Consider the following 16,869-nt stretch of genomic DNA (forward strand, 5'->3'; position numbering starts at 1 on the left):
AGTCATTCCTTCTCTATTTCCGTCATTTGCTGATATGGCTGTTCCTGTATATAATAAAAACCCAGGAGGCAGACATCGATATGTTAAATACTTATTATACGGTAAATTATGAGGGAGAAAAAGAACTAGTTATCCAGAAATCCCGTTTTATCGCCCATATACGCAGGTGCGAAACGGAAGAGGAAGCACAGCAGTTCATTTCGGAAATTAAAAAGAAGCATAAGGATGCGACGCACAACTGTTCCGCCTACATGATCGGCGAACACGACCTCATCCAGAAAGCGAACGATGACGGAGAACCGAGTGGTACAGCCGGAGTCCCGATGCTTGAAGTATTGAAAAAAAGGGGATTGAAAGATACGGCGACCGTCGTCACCCGGTATTTCGGAGGAATAAAACTCGGAGCCGGCGGCCTCATCCGCGCATACTCCGGCGCCGTTTCGGAAGCGATCGAGGAAACGGGCGTCGTGGAACGCCGGCTGATGAGGGAGATGCACGTCACCATCGACTACTCTCTCCTCGGGAAAATGGAGAATCAGGTGCGACAGTCGGCCTATCCTTTAAAAACTATCAACTATATGGAAAAAGCGGAACTCGTACTGTATGCCCCTCACGGAAAAGAGGAAGAATTCCACCAGTGGACAGCGGACGTCACGAATGCCCAGGCCACAGTGACAGAGGGCGAACTCTCCTATATGGAGTCCGTGCTCACTAATGACGGATCGAAGGAGTAACTATATGAAAACATGGTTGAAACCGACCCTCTGGATCCTCGCGGCAGTCCTGCTGCTGGCCGTCGGAGCCGCAGCGGGATACGGGGCTTACCTGACGGATAAAGTCCGTGAGTCTGCAGAGGATTCCCACGAAGAACTCGGACGCGGCGGCAAATCAGACAAACGGTCCACCGCCGTCACCCCCGGAGAAGACAATCTCTCCGTCCTGATTGTCGGAGTCGATGCGAGTGCAGCCCGGCTTGAGAAGAACGAGGACCGGAGCAGCCTCTCCGACGCCCTCATTCTCGCCACCTTCAACAACGACGAAAAATCCGTACGATTACTGAGTATTCCGAGAGACACCTACACCTATATCCCGGAAGTGGACCGCAAAGATAAAATCACCCACGCGCACGCCTACGGCGGAATCGACTCCACGGTGGAAACGGTCGAAGGTCTTCTCGATATTCCGGTCGACTATTACGCCAGGTTCAATTTCAGCGCTTTTATAGAAGTGGTGAACGCCGTCGGCGGAATCAAATACGAAGTTCCTTACGATCTCGAGGAGCAGAACTCCGAAGGGAAGGACGGCGCTATCGAACTCGAAGAAGGAAGGCAGCTGCTTAACGGGGAAGAAGCGCTGGCGCTGGCCCGTACGAGAAAGCTCGACAGTGACCTCGCCCGCGGACAGAGACAGATGGAACTGATCAAAGCGATTGCGAGAGAAATGAATTCGTTCAGCTCTTTCAGAAACTACGACAACATTATCGATGCGGTCGGGGAAGACCTGACGACCAACATGACGTTCGATCAGATGATTGCGTTCAAAGACTACTTCCTCAAGGAAGACGGATTCGATTTCAAAACGATGCAGCTGAACGGAGAAGGCGGATACGCCGGTAACGGTGCGTGGTACTTCATGACGGACGAAGAAAGTCTTGAAAAAACGAAAGACCGGCTGCGTGACCACCTTGAACTTCCGGAGGAACCTGAGGCACAGGAGCCACCCGGCTGATAACGAGGTGCCCCCGGTATTCGTGCATAAAAGCCCCCCTGAAAAACGGAGAATCCGCTTTCCAGGGGGGCTTTTGACAGTTGTTCTATTTTTTCGAACGCTGATTTTTGAACAGATTCAGAATCGGCCGGTAGTCTTTGCCGATCAGCCCGGTGAACTCCACCAGCAGCTCAAGCATCAGAATGAGAAAACCGATAACGAGCAGTGCCCCGTACAGCGTCGCCTGCGAAAATACGACGGCAGCCAGACTGAAAAGCGCACTTATCGTATAAATGACCAGTACCGTTTCCGGATGACTGTAACCGAGATTCAGCAGATTATGGTGCAGGTGGGACTTATCCGGAGCTGACATCGGTCTGTTCTGCAATTTCCGGCGGACGATGGCGAATACCGTGTCCGATATCGGTACACCGAGTATGATCACCGGAATGACAAACGAAAACAGAGTGACGTTTTTGAATCCGAGCAGCGAAAGCACACTGATCATAAAGCCGAGGAACAGCGCTCCCGTGTCTCCCATAAATATCTTCGCCGGGTAGAAGTTGTAGATAAGGAACCCGACCGTACTTCCGAGCATCATAAGCCCTGCGAATACGACGAACACGTTCCCCATCGTAATCGCCATCCCCGAAATGGTAAGAAGTGCGATAGACGAAACTCCGGCAGCGAGACCGTCCAGTCCGTCGATGAGATTGATAGCATTAGTGATGGCGATAATCCAGATCATCGTAATGATCTCGCTGAACATACCGAACTCGAGCGTACTATCCGTAAACGGGATGTTGACGAACGTTACGACGACGCCCTCCCCGGCATATACGACGACACCGGCAGCGAGAATCTGCCCTGCCAGCTTCCACTTCGCCGACAGTTCCCGAAGGTCATCCCAAATTCCGGTGATGATGATGATCGCAGCTCCGAACAACACGGGCCAGAAAATAGGGGTCGGAGGCATGAACAGGAAGTATCCAATAACGAAACTGATAAAGATGGCCAGACCGCCGAGACGCGGCATCAGTACTTTGTGGACCTTTCTCGGGTCCGGTTTATCGGTAGCCCCTATATAAACAGCCAATTTTTTCACCAGCGGTGTCACTATTATCGCGGCGATAAAGCAGACTAACAACGCCCGGTACTCCATGGAGATCCTCCTCTTTATATCTGTCCCTTACATCTTTGATGATATACGTAACAAATTACTTTTTTCACAAACTACAAAGAGTATATCACATAGCCGCTTCCGGAAGAAAAGGTTTCTGGAATAATAAATATTTAGCCCCAGTTTTCATACCGCCCCCGTCCCGTCCGGAAGAGCATCGGGCCCTTCCCCCGATTGAAAAAACATTCGGAAATCACTTTTCATTTGTTTAACTTTGTTTACAATGAGGTATGGTGGTTAAATAAACCCGGCTGTGTCTCGCCGGGAAAAGTTTCTAGGAGGATTTTAACCTTATGGGTATAGAAGAAGACAGGAAGAAATTAGAAAGATCACTGAAGCCTCAGTGGGTCTGGGCGATTGCATTCGGCTCGGCTATCGGCTGGGGGGCGTTCATCCTGCCACCGGACTGGATGGGTGATGCCGGACCACTCGGGGTAATCATAGGTATTCTGCTCGGTGCCATCCTTATGATGATCATCGGAGTCAGTTACGGGTATCTCATTGAAAAATTCCCGGTTACAGGCGGGGAATTCGCATATGCTTACATAGGATTCGGGAGAAAGTTCGCATTTCTCGCCGGCTGGTTTCTCACGCTCGGATATATGTGTATCGTAGCTTTGAACGCCTCGGCACTGTCACTTCTGGCCAAGTTCCTGTTTCCGGACTTCATGACGATAGGTACTTTGTATACGGTGGCCGGATATGACGTGTCGATCATGCAGATTCTGTTATCGAGTCTTGCCATCATTATTTTCGGTCTTCTGAACATACGCGGCGCCAAATTTTCAGGAAACGTGCAATTCATATTCGCTATGGTGCTGATTACGGGAATCGTGCTGCTCGGTCTCGGAGCTATTTTTACGGAAGGGCCTTCGATATCGAACGCCACACCGGCTTTCAAACCTGATCAGTCCATGATCGTCTCGATTCTGACCATTCTTGCTCTCGCCCCGTTCGCCTACGTCGGTTTCGACAACATTCCGCAGGCGGCGGAAGAATTCGACTTCAGTCCGAAGAAAGCATTCGCTCTCATTATCTGGTCGCTTCTGGCAGCAGGTCTTGCCTACTCGGCGATGATTCTGATCACCGCCAGTACCATGCCATGGCAGGAGCTCAACAATATCATCAACGCCCGGAACATCGAGTGGGGTGTCGGTCACGCCATCGAAAGCTATATGGGACGTCTCGGCGTCTTCATCATTGCAGCCGCTGTCTCCATGGGTATTTTCACCGGTCTGAACGGTTTCATGATTTCATCGAGCCGTCTTACCTTCGCCATGGGCCGGGCCCGCATTTTACCGAATGCGTTCCGTCAGCTGCACCCGAAATATAACACCCCTTATGTCGGTGTCGCTTTCACTATGCTCATCTGTCTGATTGCTCCGTGGTTCGGCCGCGAAGCATTGCTGTGGGTAGTGGATATGTCCTCGACAGGTGTCGCGATCGCCTACTTTTTCTGTACGGCTACCGCTTATAAGTATTTCGCCTGGTCGGAAAGCGGCAAAAAGAAGAATCCGAAAGCTCTCGTATCTCCGGTGAGGAAGGTCTTTTCCCTCCTCGGACTGATCAGCTCCATCGGCTTTCTTGTACTGCTTCTGTTTCCACCGATGCCTTCATCGCTCGGCCGGGAATCTTATATAGCTCTCGGAGTATGGATTCTGCTTGGTATCGTCTTCTACTTTGCCAATCAGAAACGTTATAACGATATAGCTGAGAAAGATATGAATTATCTCATTCTGGAAAAAGAAGAAGTGTAATATAAAAAGGTTCTGTTCCTGTCTCGGCGGGAGCAGAACCTTTTTATATAAGTCCAATCCGGAAACCCGGACTATTTGATCCTTTTCAACGACAGCTGACTTCTGTTGTGGACCGCCCACGTCCGGCTTCCATATTTTAAACTGTAGCCTTCGCGGTTGAAGCGGTGCACGTGTTTCACTATCGTCTCTCTTGCAGCACGATGATACGTAAAAAAAACTACGACGGGATGATCCAGGGAATCACGGAAAAACAGAGGATTGAGGCTTCTCGCGATATCACCGAAAGGCCAGAGGTCGAAGCTCCGGAGCACTTCGACATAGGACTCATCTATCACCGAATTGCTCTCCATGGCCGGATGAGTATTCAGCAAATGATAGCATATCGTCGCCTGAAGGTAGGAAAGCGGGGAATAGTCACCGGCTATTCCCTTCATGAAATCTGCACCGGTACGCCCCGCTTCCTTTACTACCCGGAGTTGGGAAAACGATGTGACGACCGGAGTTATATCTCTTGATGGAGGCCCTGACCCGGGACGGGCGGGAGCAATATGTGCAACAATATTCGACTGGACCGCGCTTCTTTTGAAAACGGTTTTTCCGCCCATCGGCATCTCCTTTCACTCACAGGTTTCAAGGAACCTCTTCACTTCTTCAAGAGTCAAACCGAGATCTTTGGCTTCCTGCAGCAGCTCTATCCAATCCCGTTCCACCTTCTCCATGGATCGCAGGCCTCCCTGTTATTTAGCTTCTTCGTCCGAAGAATTGCCGGTGCGCGAAATTAAATCTTCCAGAGGTACATGAAGAGATTTGGACAGCTTGCTCATTACGATATAGGAAGGATTCTTCTGCACGCCGCGTTCAATATTACTGATATATGATTTCGAAACCCCGGAACGTTTGGCCAGTTCACTCACTGAAAGTCCTCTGCCGAGTCTGAGCACGCGAATCCTTTCCCCGATAGTCGTCACATATTCCATCCTCCATTCATTTTGTTCTTTATAACGAATTTATATTTTCAGTATATGCTGTCGGCAGGAAAATAGAAAGAGCCGAATTCCGTCGTTTCCTTCATTTTTTATACATTTTACTCGCTATATCTCTTTTTTTCGTTCATTTATAAACTTTTACATTATAAACTACTTTTATTCTTTTAAGAGAACAAAAACACAAAAAGAGACACCCTGACAGTTCAGAGTGCCTCCCGGAGGTTATATGCGTTACAGGCCATCGCTATTCTTCCACTTTCCCCTCATATTCCGATAATCTGTTCGTCAGTTCTACAAAAGCCGCTTCTTCCCCTTCGTCTATTGCCCGGTCAATCAGCCGGAGGATGTTCTCCCTTTCGAGCTCCTGTACCACTTCCTGGACTGCCGCTGCGGGAATCGTCGTACGCTTTTCGTAAAAGGAATGGATGATTCCATACAGTTCGCTCCGGAATTCCTTCATATGCATCAGATCGATGACCGTGACGTGAAGGACTTCTTTGCCGCTTTCGAAAGTGAAGACGTCGAACAGGTTGTGCACTTTATTCAGATCTTTGTTGATGAAAATTTCACATGACTCCGAGGGTATAAACTGGTACGTTTCTTCATCGACATTCAGAGTGACATAGGAATGATCGAATATAATCCGGAGAAACGGCCCGTCTTCAATAATCGCATAAGGCTGTAAATGTTCAAGTTGCATCATTACTCCCACCCCATTCATTCTGAATTTTCTGTGTATTACCTCATTTTACCTTAAAATCCAGATGAATGAAAGCGTTTCAATTAACTGCATGCCATTTTTCGGAAACTTCCGTCCGTAATGCTTCAAGCAGTTCCTCACTTCTCCTGCGGTCCCGGGACTTCACGCCGTAGTAGCATTTGAGTTTCGGCTCCGTACCGGAAGGACGAAGGCAGAACCAGCTGTCCTCTTCAAGAATAAACTTCACGACGTTCGATTTCGGGAGATCGATCGTTTCTTTCGTACCATCCGCAAAAATACGTTCGGACGACTGGTAGTCTTCGGTGGCCAGAACTTCGAGGCCTCCCGCCTTTTTAAGCTCCGTTTCCCGGAAACTGTCGACGATTCTCGCAATTTTTTCCGTTCCGGCACGACCTTCGAGTTTGAGGGAGTCCATTCCTTCTATATAGTAGCCGTGTTCTTTATAAAGCTCTTCGAGCGCTTCGAGAAGGGTGTACCCTTTCTTTTTCCAGTGAGCCGCCATCTCAGCTCCCATCAGGGAAGCCTGGACGGCGTCCTTGTCCCTTACGAAGCTGCTGACGAGATACCCGTAACTTTCTTCATATCCGAAGGCGAACGTCGCTTCTCCCGAGGCCTCGAATTCACGGATCTTTTCACCGATGAATTTGAAGCCCGTAAGTGTATCGAGAGTCCGCGCTCCGTATTTCGAAGCGATAGCTCTTCCCATTTCGGAGGTTACGATCGTTTTGATCATGATCTTATTATCCGGAAGCTCTTCGTTCTGTGACAGAATGTAGTCGAGCATAAGAGCGCCCGTCTGATTTCCGTTCAGCACGCGGTACTCTCCGTCCTCTCCCGGCACGGCCAGTCCCACACGATCCGCGTCCGGGTCCGTAGCTATGAGTAGTTCCGCTCCTGTCTTTTGGCCCTGCTCCATGGCGAGAGTAAAAGCCTGGGTTTCCTCCGGGTTCGGGGAAGCTACCGTCGAAAATTCAGGGTCCGGCTCCGCCTGAGCCTCCACGAGACTCACGTTCGTAAATCCGGCCCGCTTCAGGCTGTCCGTAACGAGAGGATGCGCAGTTCCGTGCAGCGGTGTGAAAATGATCGACATATCTTTATCTATATCATCCGACAGACGGATGCCCTGCACAGCTTCCAGGTAGGCTTCATCCACATCCGTATCCACCCACGAAAGAAGACCTTTTTCTTCGAGCGTTCCGGCTTCTTCCGTGTCCACTTCGAGTTCGTTTTCGACCTTCTGAACGAGCGTAATCATCTTCTCCGCCTCGGCCGGTGGCAGCTGCCCTCCGTCTTCGTTGTATACTTTGAACCCGTTGTACTCCGGCGGATTGTGACTCGCAGTGATGACGACACCTGCGTCCGCTCCCAGATGACGGACGGCAAAAGACAGTGCCGGAGTGGGTCTCAGTGAGGAGAAGACGTAGGCTTTCACGCCTTCAGCCCCGGCGACCCGTGCTGTTTCCACCGCAAACGTTTCGGAGAGGTATCTGGAATCATAGGCGATGACGATACTGTCACCTTTTTTATTCTTTACGTATTCCGCCAGCCCTTTCGCAGCTTTCCGTACCGTATAAACGTTCATCCGGTTCGTACCGGGACCGAGTTTACCCCTCATCCCTCCGGTACCGAACTCCAGCTCTTTGTAGAAGGCATCTTCCAGTTCGGCTTCATCGAGAAGCTCCAGCTGTTCTTTCAGCGATCCGTCTATATTTTCTTCTTCTTTCCATCTGTTCAGTTCCTTCTTCCAGTCCATTGTATCAACCTCCTGATTTTTCTTTGTTGGAATGGGATACGATAAGCTCTCCCGTCCCTTCCAGTGTAAAAGAATCGATCGTGGCCGGGATGATGAAGTGGTCCCCTTTTCGTACCGGATGCGACTCCCCTCCGGTCCTCACTACTATATCTCCTTCCAGAAGACTGAGCAGCAGATAGGAAGGGTTCACAATCTCTTCGGTGGAGCCGTGGACGTCCCAGTGTTCTACGGAAAAATACTGTTCACTGATCAAATGCTCCCGCTTCATCCCTTTTTCTATACTCTCCGTCCGCTCCGTGACGGGGTCTTCGTGCGGAATCTTTGCAACTTCGATAGATTTCTCCAGATGCAGCTCCCGCTTCTCCCCGTTTCCGTCTGTACGGTCGTAGTCGTAGACGCGGTACGTAATATCCGAGTTCTGCTGTGTTTCGAGGATTCTCACTCCTGCCCCGATGGCATGGATCGTGCCGCTCGGTACATAGAAAAAATCACCCGCCTGCACGTTCACATACCGGAGCAGTTTTTCCCACTCCCCGTTCTCTATCCTTTGCCTAAACTCCTCTTCGGTATCCGCATGATGGCCGAAAACGATTTGGGCCCCTTCCTCGGCATCGATGACGTACCAGCATTCCGTCTTTCCGTAAGTCTTGTTCTCTTTTTCTTCAGCGTATGTATCGTCCGGATGCACCTGGACAGACAGCTTATCATTGGCATCGAGAATTTTTGTAAGAAGTGGAAACTCTTCTCCTTCTTCCCCGGCGAACAGTTCCCTGTGATCCTCCCACGCCTGTTTCAGCGTAGTGCCCGCGAGCGGACCGTTCCTGATCTCGTTCGTTCCATTCTCATGCCCTGAAATCGCCCAGCATTCCCCGATTTTTTCGGACGGAAGAGCATACCCGTACATATCTTTGAGCTTCGTCCCTCCCCATATTCTTTCCTTGAAAAGAGGGGCAAGCATGATCGGTTCTTTATACATCTGATCCCACCTTTATTTTCCTCCATTATAACAAAAAAAGCCGGCATCCGCCGGCTAATTTCATCTCTTCTGCAAGGAAGCATCTAGCATTTCCAGATAGTGCGTATGTATCTTCGACATCAGCATGTTCATTTCAATACCGGGATTCTCCGTATATTCCTGTTCGGCTATTTTTTTCGCTTCACTGAAAAACACTTCGTAATGCCCCTGAACACCAAGCCTGTGAATCAATACGTCAATGGAGACGGCACACGTATCGATAAATTCACGTAAATTCATCCACTTCAACTCCTGTATATATTTGCGGAGCGGTATAAACGGAGCCAGGGAGTATGCGTAAAATGAATTACCATTTTTACCGTCCTGTAACAATTATATAGGTAATAATACCTTTTACAATCTTTTTTTCGTATTATTCATATTTTTCTCAACTAAGAAAGCGTTTTCCGTGCAAATATTTAGATTACTTATCTTGTAGCCCCCTTTCTATTCATGTACAATGTCCATTATATAAACATTAATGTATTTTAGAAGTGGACAGGGAGTGATGACATGAAAGATACAATCAGGGTAGGCCTGCTCGGCCTCGGCACCGTTGGAACAGGTGTCATCGAAATTTTACACAACAATAAGGAGAGTATTAAACATAAAACGGGATGTGAAGTGAAAGTCACCAGGGCTCTCGTCCACGATATCCATAAAACAAGAGACCTTCCGGGGGAAGCCGTCCAGCTCACGACGAACTACGAAGATGTGACGAAAGATCCCGAAATCGATGTAGTAGTGGAAGTGATGGGAGGCGTGGAACATACGCTGAACGTCCTGCTCGAGGCGATCGAAAATAAAAAACATATCGTCTCCGCCAATAAGGATCTCGTTGCGGAACACGGAGAAATCCTTTTCGACGCGGCCGTCCGTAACGGAACGGATCTGTATTACGAAGCCAGCGTGGCCGGAGGCATACCGATCATCCGCTCCATCGTCGACGGTCTTTCCTCCGACAACATCCGGAAAATGATGGGAATCGTCAACGGAACGACGAACTATATTCTGACAAAGATGAGTCAGGACGGTTCCGACTTTGATGACGTGCTGAAGGAAGCACAGGAGCTCGGTTTCGCCGAAGCGGATCCGACAGCGGATGTGGACGGTCTGGATGCGGCCAGAAAAATGACGATCCTTTCCATACTCGGCTTCTCCATGCCGACGAGACTGAGCGACGTCAAGCTGAAAGGTATACGCGGTATGTCCACATCGGACATCACCTACGCAGACAAGCTCGGGTATACTATTAAACTGATCGGAATCGCAGAACACGATGAGAAAGGTATCACGCTCAGCGTCGAGCCTTCCCTCCTTCCGAAAACTCACCCGCTCTCTTCAGTGAATGACGAGTATAATGCGGTGTACGTCTACGGAGATGCCGTCGGCGAGACGATGTTTTACGGTCCCGGCGCAGGTAAAGGGCCTACGGCTACAGCCATCGTTTCCGATCTGATTGCCGTCGTGAAGAATATCCGGCTCGGCACCAGCGGGAACAATTACGTCCACCCGCAGCACGAACGGCTGCTGAAACCGAAAGCAAAAACGTACTCGAAGAAGTATATCCGGCTGCACGTCCTCGACCAGCCCGGCATTCTGCTGGAGCTGACCCGGATTTTTGCCGACAAAGATATTTCTTTCGACCAGATCATCCAGCAGCCTTCCGATTCCCGGGAAGAGCGCGAGCTGATGATGATCACCCATTCCGTGAACGAAGAAGCTTTTGAACAAGCGATGGAAGCACTGGAACAGGCCGCATCCGTCCGTTCCGTCGACAGTGTGTTCCGCGTGGAAGGAGGAAACGACTGATGTGGCACGGCTTACTTCATCACTACAGGGATTCGCTGCCGGTGACAGATGATACACCGGCACTTACATTAAATGAAGGGGACACTCCTTTCATCCGGCTTGAGAACCTTTCCCGGGACCTTGATATCGATGCTTATGTAAAAGTGGAGGGAGCCAACCCTACCGGTTCTTTCAAAGACCGGGGCATGGTGATGGCGATGGCCAAAGCGATCGAAGACGGTTCTGAGGCCGTCATCTGCGCTTCCACCGGTAACACGTCCGCTTCCGCTGCTGCTTTTGCGGCCCGGGCGAATCTGCGCTGTATCGTAGTCATTCCGGACGGGAAAATAGCGGAAGGGAAACTTGCCCAGGCTGTCATGTACGGGGCGGAGGTTTTCTCCATCAGAGGTAATTTCGACCAGGCGCTGGAAATTGTAAAAGAAGTCGCGAAAGAAGACGGCATCACACTCGTCAATTCCCTGAACCCGAACCGGATCGAAGGGCAGAAAACGGCCGCTTTCGAAGTGTGTGATGCACTCGGGAAAGCTCCGGATTACCTGTCCATTCCGGTAGGAAACGCCGGCAATATCACTGCATACTGGCGCGGTTTCAAACAGTACAACGAAAAACATGCAACCGGTCTCCCGAAGATGTTCGGATTTGAAGCGAGCGGTGCGGCCGCGATCACGGATGACCGCATTTATGAACAGCCGGAAACAGTGGCGACCGCCATCCGGATCGGAAATCCCGCCAGCTGGGGACCTGCGAATACCGTCGTTGAAGAATCGGACGGGGAGATCGACAAGGTGACGGATGAAGAAATAATGAAGGCTTATCATCTGCTTGCCCAGAAAGAAGGCATCTTTGCGGAACCCGCTTCCTGCGCCTCTCTGGCAGGTACGATCAAAAAGCTGGAACAGGGAAAGATAACTAAAGGTTCCACCGTCGTCCACGTGTTAACCGGTAACGGGCTGAAAGACCCTAATACAGCGATCGATACGAGCGAACTGAAACCGACAGTCATCGAAAATGACCTGCAGGCGTTCAGGGACGCTTTGAAAGGAGGACATCATGAATAATTTCACCATAACAGTTCCGGCTACATCCGCGAACCTCGGTCCCGGTTTTGATTCTGTCGGTATCGCTCTCACGAAGTACGCCACCTTCCACTGTGAGCCGTCTGACGACTGGCACTTCATCGTCCCGGAGGCAGATCGGCCGTTCATACCGGCGGGTACGGATAACCTCGTGTATCAGGCGGCCAGTTTCACAGCCCGGGAGTACGGACAGAAAGAGCTCATCCCCTGCACCGTCACCTCTTCGAACGACGTGCCGGTCTCCCGTGGGCTCGGCAGTTCCTCCACGGCAGTCGTCGCAGGTATCGAACTCGCCAATCAGCTGCTCGACCTGAATCTGAGCGAACAGGAGAAAGTGGTAGTGGCTTGTAAAATCGAAGGGCATCCCGATAACGTCGCCCCCGCCATCTGCGGCGGGATCGTCATCGCCCACTATGACTATGACGTCCCGAAATATGTAAAACTGACGAACGGCGTCAAATCCCTGCAGTGGCTCACCGTTGTTCCTGATTTTCATCTGAAAACGGAAGAAGCGAGAGATCTTCTCCCGAAACACTTTTCGTATAAAGAAGCGGTATATGCAAGCAGTACCGGCAATGTTCTCGTTGCAGCCCTTGCTCAACACGACTGGAAACTTGCCGGGGAGATGATGGAGAAGGACCGTTTTCACCAGGTGTACCGCAGCCCCCTTCTTCCTGACTTCGCGCCGGTTTCAAAAGCTTTGAAAACCGCCGGAAGCGCCGGAACTTATGTGAGCGGGGCCGGGCCTACGATGATCGGTCTGTTCGAGGAGTTGAAAGAAAAAGAAGTGGAAGAATTGAGGTCGGTGTTTCCTCATCTTCATTTTGAGTCGTTGCGGACAGATACAGAGGGAGTACGGGTGGAAGTACATGCTCATCAGGAAGTTTCCGAGGCTTGATCGGCCCGGGGGCTTCTTTTTTTGTTATTTTTCCTCCATGAGTAAAGGGAATTGTTTCAACTTGCGCCTGGCATGCCTCCCCCAGTTCTTCACGGCATCCCGGCTCACATTTTCTTTGACGGCGATTTGGGCTACCGCCTTGTCTTCTATGATGAACTGGGTGACCCATTTCCATTCGTTCTCTGTCAGCATGCCTCTTATACCTTTCCACAGTTCTTCATCGAACACTTCGCGGGGTGCATATTCGGTTTCCGGACGTCCGGTCATGTGGCGATAATGCTCTTCCTTTTCGGCATGCCGCTGTCTCTGTCTGATCTGATCGATGAGGGCGTTCTTTATTTTCCAGTTCACGTATGTAGAAAAATCGCTTCTTCCGGCAACGTATGTCGTACAGGCATTCCACAAAGCGATCAGACCTTCCTGATAGAAATCTCCTTCGTCGTCTCTGATGCCGAGGTGATGAATGAAATAATGGATTCTTTTTTCATGATCTTTTACAATTTTTTCGAATGATTCCGGTGACACGTGATCACATCCTTATTCTTTACTTACTTTATAATCGTGGTAAGAATGCGTTTTGGTGTCATCATTTTTTACAAAAATTGATTTTTCTGCTGTAATTTTCAAATTTCTCTTCTTTTTCCTTCCACAAACGGAGATAATAGGTATGAAAGGAGGGAACTATGAATATAAAACCGTTCCCCGACTATTACCCGATGATCACGGATGTTCTCCATCTCCTCCGCATCCCGCCGCCGTATGAAGATGAACGGCAGGATGCCTACTTCGTTTACCACAGATGCGCCGGTAACTATAACCCTTCCCGGTCGAAATTCTCCACTTACTACTACCATGAATTGAAATTCCACTACCAGTCCGCTCTCCGTAAATCGAAACGACGCAAAGAGATCCTCACGGCGACACCTCCACGGCTCCCCTCCGTCCATATTGACCACTATTTCATCCACCCCGGTTTCAATGACAGGGAAGAAAAGATTTTCACTTACTCCATGGAGGGCTACACGACGGAAGATATCGCTTCGCTGTTGGCCATTTCCAAATCCACCGTTCTCCGCGAACGAAAAAAACTTCGTCAAAAACTATCCTCTTATGTTTCATTCTCCCCCGATTAAGGGAAACTACTACTACTAACATCGAAGGAGAAAATCATATGCAATCAAAACGCGATTTAATATCCCTCGCCAATCTGTGGTTCGATGGTACGCACACCGAGTTCACACATGCTTTCATAGAAAGGTTCGCCTACGAATGGGTGATTGAAATCGTCAATCCTCAACCCATCCCTCTTATTGAAGATAAGGATTATTTGATGACGCTTGCTTTCGAACAGGAAGACGGTCTGACTTTTTCGTCGATAAATATAGAAGCTTATGATATTATGCAGGGAGAGGAATTCACGATCTATCGCTTTTATATGTATCCGTTATAGAAGGGGAAGGATTGTCTTGTACTATTTAGGTTTCGCACTGTTTTTTCTCGTTTATTTTCTGGTCGGCATGTTTACCGACCTTTTGAAACTAACGACTGTAGGCGGGATTATAGCCATCGCTTTCATACTTTTGAACGTCTATCTTTACGTAAAAGAGAAAAAGAAAAATCCGGAAGAATGATTTCCGGATGCCGAAAGTCTGCAGAGGAGCACAACTCCTCTGCATTTTTTATTTCCCGGGAAAAGACGGGCGGCGGTACCAGAATAAGAAAAGTCCCGTCTGATGCCGGCATCGGACGGGACTCCTTCTTTATTCAGCTTTCTCCCTGACCCATACTTCTCCATTTTCATATATAAGCTGTTCCGGATAGCGGAGATCGGTCACTTCTTCCACCGTCTGCTGAGACGGCGGCTTCGTCGACAGGGATACTATGATATTCGTAAGGAAGCCGGCAGCAGCTCCGAAAATACCTGCACCCGTGTCGATGATGCCGAGCAGGGTGATTCCTCCGAATTTAGCGAGGAAAATGTACGTAAGCGTCACCGTCAGACCTACGAGAAGCCCGGCAACAACTCCGGGGCCGTTCGCCCGCCGCCACCATACTCCGAGAACGAGGGCCGGGAAAAAGGTCCCCGAGGCGAGTGCAAAAGCCCAGGCTACGATTTGGGTAATGGCTCCCGGCGGATTCAGAGCAATCAGTCCCGCTACTACCGTCGCTATTACGATGGACCAGCGTCCTACTGCCAGTCTCTTTCTATCTGTCGCTTTCGGGTTAATGGAACGATAGTAAATATCGTGAGAGAGAGCGGCCGATATCGTAATCATCAGCCCGCCGGCCGTCGACAGTGCCGCAGCCATAGCTCCGGCTGCCATCAGCCCGATTACGAATATGCCGAGGTTCGCAATTTCCGGAGTCGCCATTACGACGATGTCTCCGCTGATGACAAGTTCGGACCACTGAAGCGTGCCGTCCCCGCTCGTATCGGCGACCGACAGCTGCCCCGTGTCGACCCAGGACTGCGTCCATGCAGGAAGATTATCGATTTGTGACCCGGCTACCTGGGTCATGAGAATGAACCGGGAAAAGGCGGCGTAGGCAGGTGCGGATAGATAAAGAAGTCCGATGAACACGAGTGCCCACGCACCGCTCCATCTGGCCGCTTTCATAGTGGCTACCGTAAAGAACCGTGTGATTACGTGCGGCAGACCCGCCGTCCCGGCCATCAGTGTAAACATGAGAGCGATGAACTGCCATTTCGACCCTTCCGTGAAAGGTACGAGGTATTCCGTGATACCCAGTTCCTGATCCAGTGTGGTGAACTCCGAAACGACTTCCCCGTAGGAAATCCACGGAAGCGGGTTGTTCGTCAGCTGCAGCGCCATAAATACGACCGGTATGACGTAGGCGGCAATCAGAACGACGTACTGGGCCACCTGCGTCCACGTAATTCCTTTCATCCCTCCTAAGGCGGAATAGAAAGCGATAAGGACCACACCGACGAGTGTACCGACAGCTGTGTTCACTTCCAGAAGCCGCCCGATCACTACACCGGAGCCTGCGAGCTGTCCGACGGAGTATGTAAAACTAATTATAATGGTAGCTGCCGCTGCAATGAGCCGTGCAGTATCATTCTTGTAGCGGTCCCCGATAAATTCCGGCACCGTGTATCTCCCGTATTTCCGGAGCTGAGGAGCGAGAAGAAACGTAAGCAGGAGGTATCCTCCCGTCCATCCCATTATGTACGCCAGACCATCGTAACCGAGCAGCATGACGGTGCCCGCCATACCTATAAACGACGCCGCACTCATCCAGTCGGCTCCGATAGCCATCCCGTTGAACACCGGGGGCACCCCACGGTCCGCCACATAAAAATCCGACGTTTTTTTGGCTGTATTGAATACCGCAATTCCTATGTATAATGCAAATGTTGCCAGTATGAGTGTAAGTGATACTAAAAATTGAGTTTCCATACCTTCCCTCCCTTATTTATTGACCGCTTTTCCGCTTTCGTCTTCATCTTCTTTATCAAGATCCAACAGTCCGAATTTCCTGTCTACGAAATCGCTTACAATTGCGTTTACGAAAAGCAGGAATATAAACGTCAAAACGGCACCCTGAGCCCCCATATAATAGTGAAGCGGCATGTTCAGGAAAGTAATGGATGATAAAGGCTCTGCGAATAACACCACTCCGTAGGAAACACAGAAACCTATGAGCAGATAAATGACGATCAGTGTAGTCCGTGTGCGAAAATAAGCGTCGGCCGTCTTCTTGTCTATCTTCTTCAAATAGCTTCCCTCCCTTTTAATCTCTCAGATCGAAAATGAATGAGACCGTTTCCCAGAACGGGAGCGGAACCATAGCGATTTTAACCAGTACGAATCCCGCTAAAGCGACAAAAGGAAAAGTAAGATAAAGTGCCTTCCCCTTTTTAAGACCGAGTACTACGCTTACGATCGTAAGCAAAACAAACCCCGCAACTAATACCATGACCCGCCCCCTTACGTGATCT

At 50.0% G+C, this 16,869-nt stretch carries 21 protein-coding genes; 9 read left to right on the forward strand and 12 right to left on the reverse strand.

Going from position 1 to position 16,869, the window contains the following annotated elements:
• The first annotated feature begins 80 nt into the window (after positions 1-80).
• On the forward strand, positions 81-734 hold the full coding sequence (locus tag CKW00_RS07595) for a YigZ family protein (RefSeq protein ID WP_095822066.1): 654 nt from the start codon (positions 81-83) through the stop codon (positions 732-734).
• A 4-nt stretch (positions 735-738) separates the two neighbouring features.
• Positions 739-1,728 (forward strand): LCP family protein, encoded by a 990-nt coding sequence (locus CKW00_RS07600; RefSeq protein WP_095822067.1) that lies wholly within the window; start codon positions 739-741, stop codon positions 1,726-1,728.
• An 85-nt stretch (positions 1,729-1,813) separates the two neighbouring features.
• Here the strand turns inward: CKW00_RS07600 and CKW00_RS07605 are convergent, their stop codons facing one another.
• On the reverse strand, positions 1,814-2,869 hold the full coding sequence (locus CKW00_RS07605) for a glycosyltransferase family 4 protein (protein ID WP_095822068.1): 1,056 nt from the start codon (positions 2,867-2,869) through the stop codon (positions 1,814-1,816).
• A gap of 311 nt (positions 2,870-3,180) precedes the next feature.
• Here CKW00_RS07605 and CKW00_RS07610 point away from each other — a divergent pair, with 311 nt between their 5' ends.
• Positions 3,181-4,644 (forward strand): APC family permease, encoded by a 1,464-nt coding sequence (locus tag CKW00_RS07610; RefSeq protein WP_095822069.1) that lies wholly within the window; start codon positions 3,181-3,183, stop codon positions 4,642-4,644.
• A 71-nt stretch (positions 4,645-4,715) separates the two neighbouring features.
• Here CKW00_RS07610 and CKW00_RS07615 read toward each other — a convergent pair whose 3' ends face one another.
• The 7 genes from CKW00_RS07615 to CKW00_RS07645 form a co-directional block, all read right to left on the reverse strand.
• Complete coding sequence (locus tag CKW00_RS07615) at positions 4,716-5,249, reverse strand: hypothetical protein (protein WP_095822070.1); 534 nt, start codon at positions 5,247-5,249, stop codon at positions 4,716-4,718.
• Positions 5,250-5,261: 12 nt separating this feature from the next.
• On the reverse strand, positions 5,262-5,363 hold the full coding sequence (gene sinI, locus CKW00_RS07620) for a DNA-binding anti-repressor SinI (protein WP_073991979.1): 102 nt from the start codon (positions 5,361-5,363) through the stop codon (positions 5,262-5,264).
• A gap of 18 nt (positions 5,364-5,381) precedes the next feature.
• Positions 5,382-5,612: a helix-turn-helix domain-containing protein gene (locus CKW00_RS07625; RefSeq protein ID WP_008586984.1), complete on the reverse strand. Its 231-nt coding sequence runs from the start codon at positions 5,610-5,612 to the stop codon at positions 5,382-5,384.
• A gap of 262 nt (positions 5,613-5,874) precedes the next feature.
• Positions 5,875-6,330, reverse strand: a complete 456-nt coding sequence (locus CKW00_RS07630; RefSeq protein ID WP_158221295.1) for an IDEAL domain-containing protein — start codon at positions 6,328-6,330, stop codon at positions 5,875-5,877.
• A gap of 79 nt (positions 6,331-6,409) precedes the next feature.
• Positions 6,410-8,104: a phospho-sugar mutase gene (locus CKW00_RS07635; RefSeq protein ID WP_095822072.1), complete on the reverse strand. Its 1,695-nt coding sequence runs from the start codon at positions 8,102-8,104 to the stop codon at positions 6,410-6,412.
• A 4-nt stretch (positions 8,105-8,108) separates the two neighbouring features.
• Positions 8,109-9,080 (reverse strand): mannose-6-phosphate isomerase, class I, encoded by a 972-nt coding sequence (gene manA, locus CKW00_RS07640; protein ID WP_095822073.1) that lies wholly within the window; start codon positions 9,078-9,080, stop codon positions 8,109-8,111.
• A 60-nt stretch (positions 9,081-9,140) separates the two neighbouring features.
• Positions 9,141-9,359, reverse strand: a complete 219-nt coding sequence (locus CKW00_RS07645; protein WP_095822074.1) for a hypothetical protein — start codon at positions 9,357-9,359, stop codon at positions 9,141-9,143.
• Positions 9,360-9,632: 273 nt separating this feature from the next.
• Between CKW00_RS07645 and CKW00_RS07650 the strand changes: the two genes are divergently transcribed.
• Genes CKW00_RS07650 through thrB form a run of 3 tightly spaced genes read left to right on the forward strand, consistent with a single transcriptional unit; the run spans position 9,633 to position 12,905 of the window.
• Complete coding sequence (locus tag CKW00_RS07650) at positions 9,633-10,931, forward strand: homoserine dehydrogenase (RefSeq protein ID WP_095822075.1); 1,299 nt, start codon at positions 9,633-9,635, stop codon at positions 10,929-10,931.
• Positions 10,931-11,989, forward strand: coding sequence for a threonine synthase (gene thrC / locus CKW00_RS07655; RefSeq protein WP_095822076.1), 1,059 nt, complete (start codon positions 10,931-10,933; stop codon positions 11,987-11,989). Before CKW00_RS07650 ends, thrC begins: the two co-directional genes overlap by 1 nt.
• The gene (gene thrB / locus CKW00_RS07660) at positions 11,982-12,905 is read left to right on the forward strand and encodes a homoserine kinase (protein WP_095822077.1); all 924 of its coding nucleotides are present in this window, start codon (positions 11,982-11,984) and stop codon (positions 12,903-12,905) included. Before thrC ends, thrB begins: the two co-directional genes overlap by 8 nt.
• 24 nt (positions 12,906-12,929) lie before the next feature.
• Here thrB and CKW00_RS07665 read toward each other — a convergent pair whose 3' ends face one another.
• On the reverse strand, positions 12,930-13,430 hold the full coding sequence (locus tag CKW00_RS07665; RefSeq protein WP_095822078.1) for a sigma-70 family RNA polymerase sigma factor: 501 nt from the start codon (positions 13,428-13,430) through the stop codon (positions 12,930-12,932).
• Between the two features lie 158 nt (positions 13,431-13,588).
• Between CKW00_RS07665 and CKW00_RS07670 the strand changes: the two genes are divergently transcribed.
• Genes CKW00_RS07670 through CKW00_RS13775 form a run of 3 tightly spaced genes read left to right on the forward strand, consistent with a single transcriptional unit; the run spans position 13,589 to position 14,536 of the window.
• The gene (locus CKW00_RS07670; RefSeq protein ID WP_095822079.1) at positions 13,589-14,038 is read left to right on the forward strand and encodes a helix-turn-helix transcriptional regulator; all 450 of its coding nucleotides are present in this window, start codon (positions 13,589-13,591) and stop codon (positions 14,036-14,038) included.
• Between the two features lie 38 nt (positions 14,039-14,076).
• On the forward strand, positions 14,077-14,355 hold the full coding sequence (locus tag CKW00_RS07675; protein ID WP_095822080.1) for a hypothetical protein: 279 nt from the start codon (positions 14,077-14,079) through the stop codon (positions 14,353-14,355).
• A 16-nt stretch (positions 14,356-14,371) separates the two neighbouring features.
• Positions 14,372-14,536, forward strand: coding sequence for a hypothetical protein (locus CKW00_RS13775; RefSeq protein WP_180962568.1), 165 nt, complete (start codon positions 14,372-14,374; stop codon positions 14,534-14,536).
• Positions 14,537-14,665: 129 nt separating this feature from the next.
• On the opposite strand, the gene CKW00_RS07680 is transcribed toward CKW00_RS13775, so the two are convergent.
• From CKW00_RS07680 to CKW00_RS07690, 3 genes are read right to left on the reverse strand one after another with little or no spacing between them, the layout of a single operon-like run.
• Positions 14,666-16,327, reverse strand: coding sequence for a sodium:solute symporter family protein (locus CKW00_RS07680; RefSeq protein WP_095822081.1), 1,662 nt, complete (start codon positions 16,325-16,327; stop codon positions 14,666-14,668).
• Between the two features lie 12 nt (positions 16,328-16,339).
• A complete protein-coding gene (locus CKW00_RS07685; protein WP_095822082.1) occupies positions 16,340-16,645 on the reverse strand; it encodes a DUF4212 domain-containing protein in 306 nt (101 codons plus the stop codon).
• Positions 16,646-16,661: 16 nt separating this feature from the next.
• Positions 16,662-16,847, reverse strand: a complete 186-nt coding sequence (locus CKW00_RS07690) for a hypothetical protein (protein WP_095822083.1) — start codon at positions 16,845-16,847, stop codon at positions 16,662-16,664.
• Positions 16,848-16,869: the final 22 nt, after the last annotated feature.

Source organism: Salimicrobium humidisoli, from assembly GCF_002295105.1.
In the GTDB taxonomy this organism is placed as follows: Bacteria; Bacillota; Bacilli; order Bacillales; family Halobacillaceae; genus Salimicrobium; species Salimicrobium humidisoli.

What these genes read in the sequence shown, in the direction of transcription:
- CKW00_RS07605 (WP_095822068.1), bottom strand. Translation starts at nt 2,869, where the DNA reads ATGGAGTACCGGGCGTTGTTAGTCTGCTTTATCGCCGCGATAATAGTG.
- thrB (WP_095822077.1), top strand. Translation starts at nt 11,982, where the DNA reads ATGAATAATTTCACCATAACAGTTCCGGCTACATCCGCGAACCTCGGT.
- thrC (WP_095822076.1), top strand. Translation starts at nt 10,931, where the DNA reads ATGTGGCACGGCTTACTTCATCACTACAGGGATTCGCTGCCGGTGACA.
- CKW00_RS07670 (WP_095822079.1), top strand. Translation starts at nt 13,589, where the DNA reads ATGAATATAAAACCGTTCCCCGACTATTACCCGATGATCACGGATGTT.
- CKW00_RS07595 (WP_095822066.1), top strand. Translation starts at nt 81, where the DNA reads ATGTTAAATACTTATTATACGGTAAATTATGAGGGAGAAAAAGAACTA.
- CKW00_RS07690 (WP_095822083.1), bottom strand. Translation starts at nt 16,847, where the DNA reads ATGGTATTAGTTGCGGGGTTTGTTTTGCTTACGATCGTAAGCGTAGTA.
- CKW00_RS07650 (WP_095822075.1), top strand. Translation starts at nt 9,633, where the DNA reads ATGAAAGATACAATCAGGGTAGGCCTGCTCGGCCTCGGCACCGTTGGA.
- CKW00_RS07630 (WP_158221295.1), bottom strand. Translation starts at nt 6,330, where the DNA reads ATGCAACTTGAACATTTACAGCCTTATGCGATTATTGAAGACGGGCCG.
- manA (WP_095822073.1), bottom strand. Translation starts at nt 9,080, where the DNA reads ATGTATAAAGAACCGATCATGCTTGCCCCTCTTTTCAAGGAAAGAATA.
- CKW00_RS07635 (WP_095822072.1), bottom strand. Translation starts at nt 8,104, where the DNA reads ATGGACTGGAAGAAGGAACTGAACAGATGGAAAGAAGAAGAAAATATA.
- sinI (WP_073991979.1), bottom strand. Translation starts at nt 5,363, where the DNA reads ATGGAGAAGGTGGAACGGGATTGGATAGAGCTGCTGCAGGAAGCCAAA.
- CKW00_RS07645 (WP_095822074.1), bottom strand. Translation starts at nt 9,359, where the DNA reads ATGAATTTACGTGAATTTATCGATACGTGTGCCGTCTCCATTGACGTA.
- CKW00_RS07675 (WP_095822080.1), top strand. Translation starts at nt 14,077, where the DNA reads ATGCAATCAAAACGCGATTTAATATCCCTCGCCAATCTGTGGTTCGAT.
- CKW00_RS07680 (WP_095822081.1), bottom strand. Translation starts at nt 16,327, where the DNA reads ATGGAAACTCAATTTTTAGTATCACTTACACTCATACTGGCAACATTT.
- CKW00_RS07600 (WP_095822067.1), top strand. Translation starts at nt 739, where the DNA reads ATGAAAACATGGTTGAAACCGACCCTCTGGATCCTCGCGGCAGTCCTG.
- CKW00_RS07610 (WP_095822069.1), top strand. Translation starts at nt 3,181, where the DNA reads ATGGGTATAGAAGAAGACAGGAAGAAATTAGAAAGATCACTGAAGCCT.
- CKW00_RS07615 (WP_095822070.1), bottom strand. Translation starts at nt 5,249, where the DNA reads ATGGGCGGAAAAACCGTTTTCAAAAGAAGCGCGGTCCAGTCGAATATT.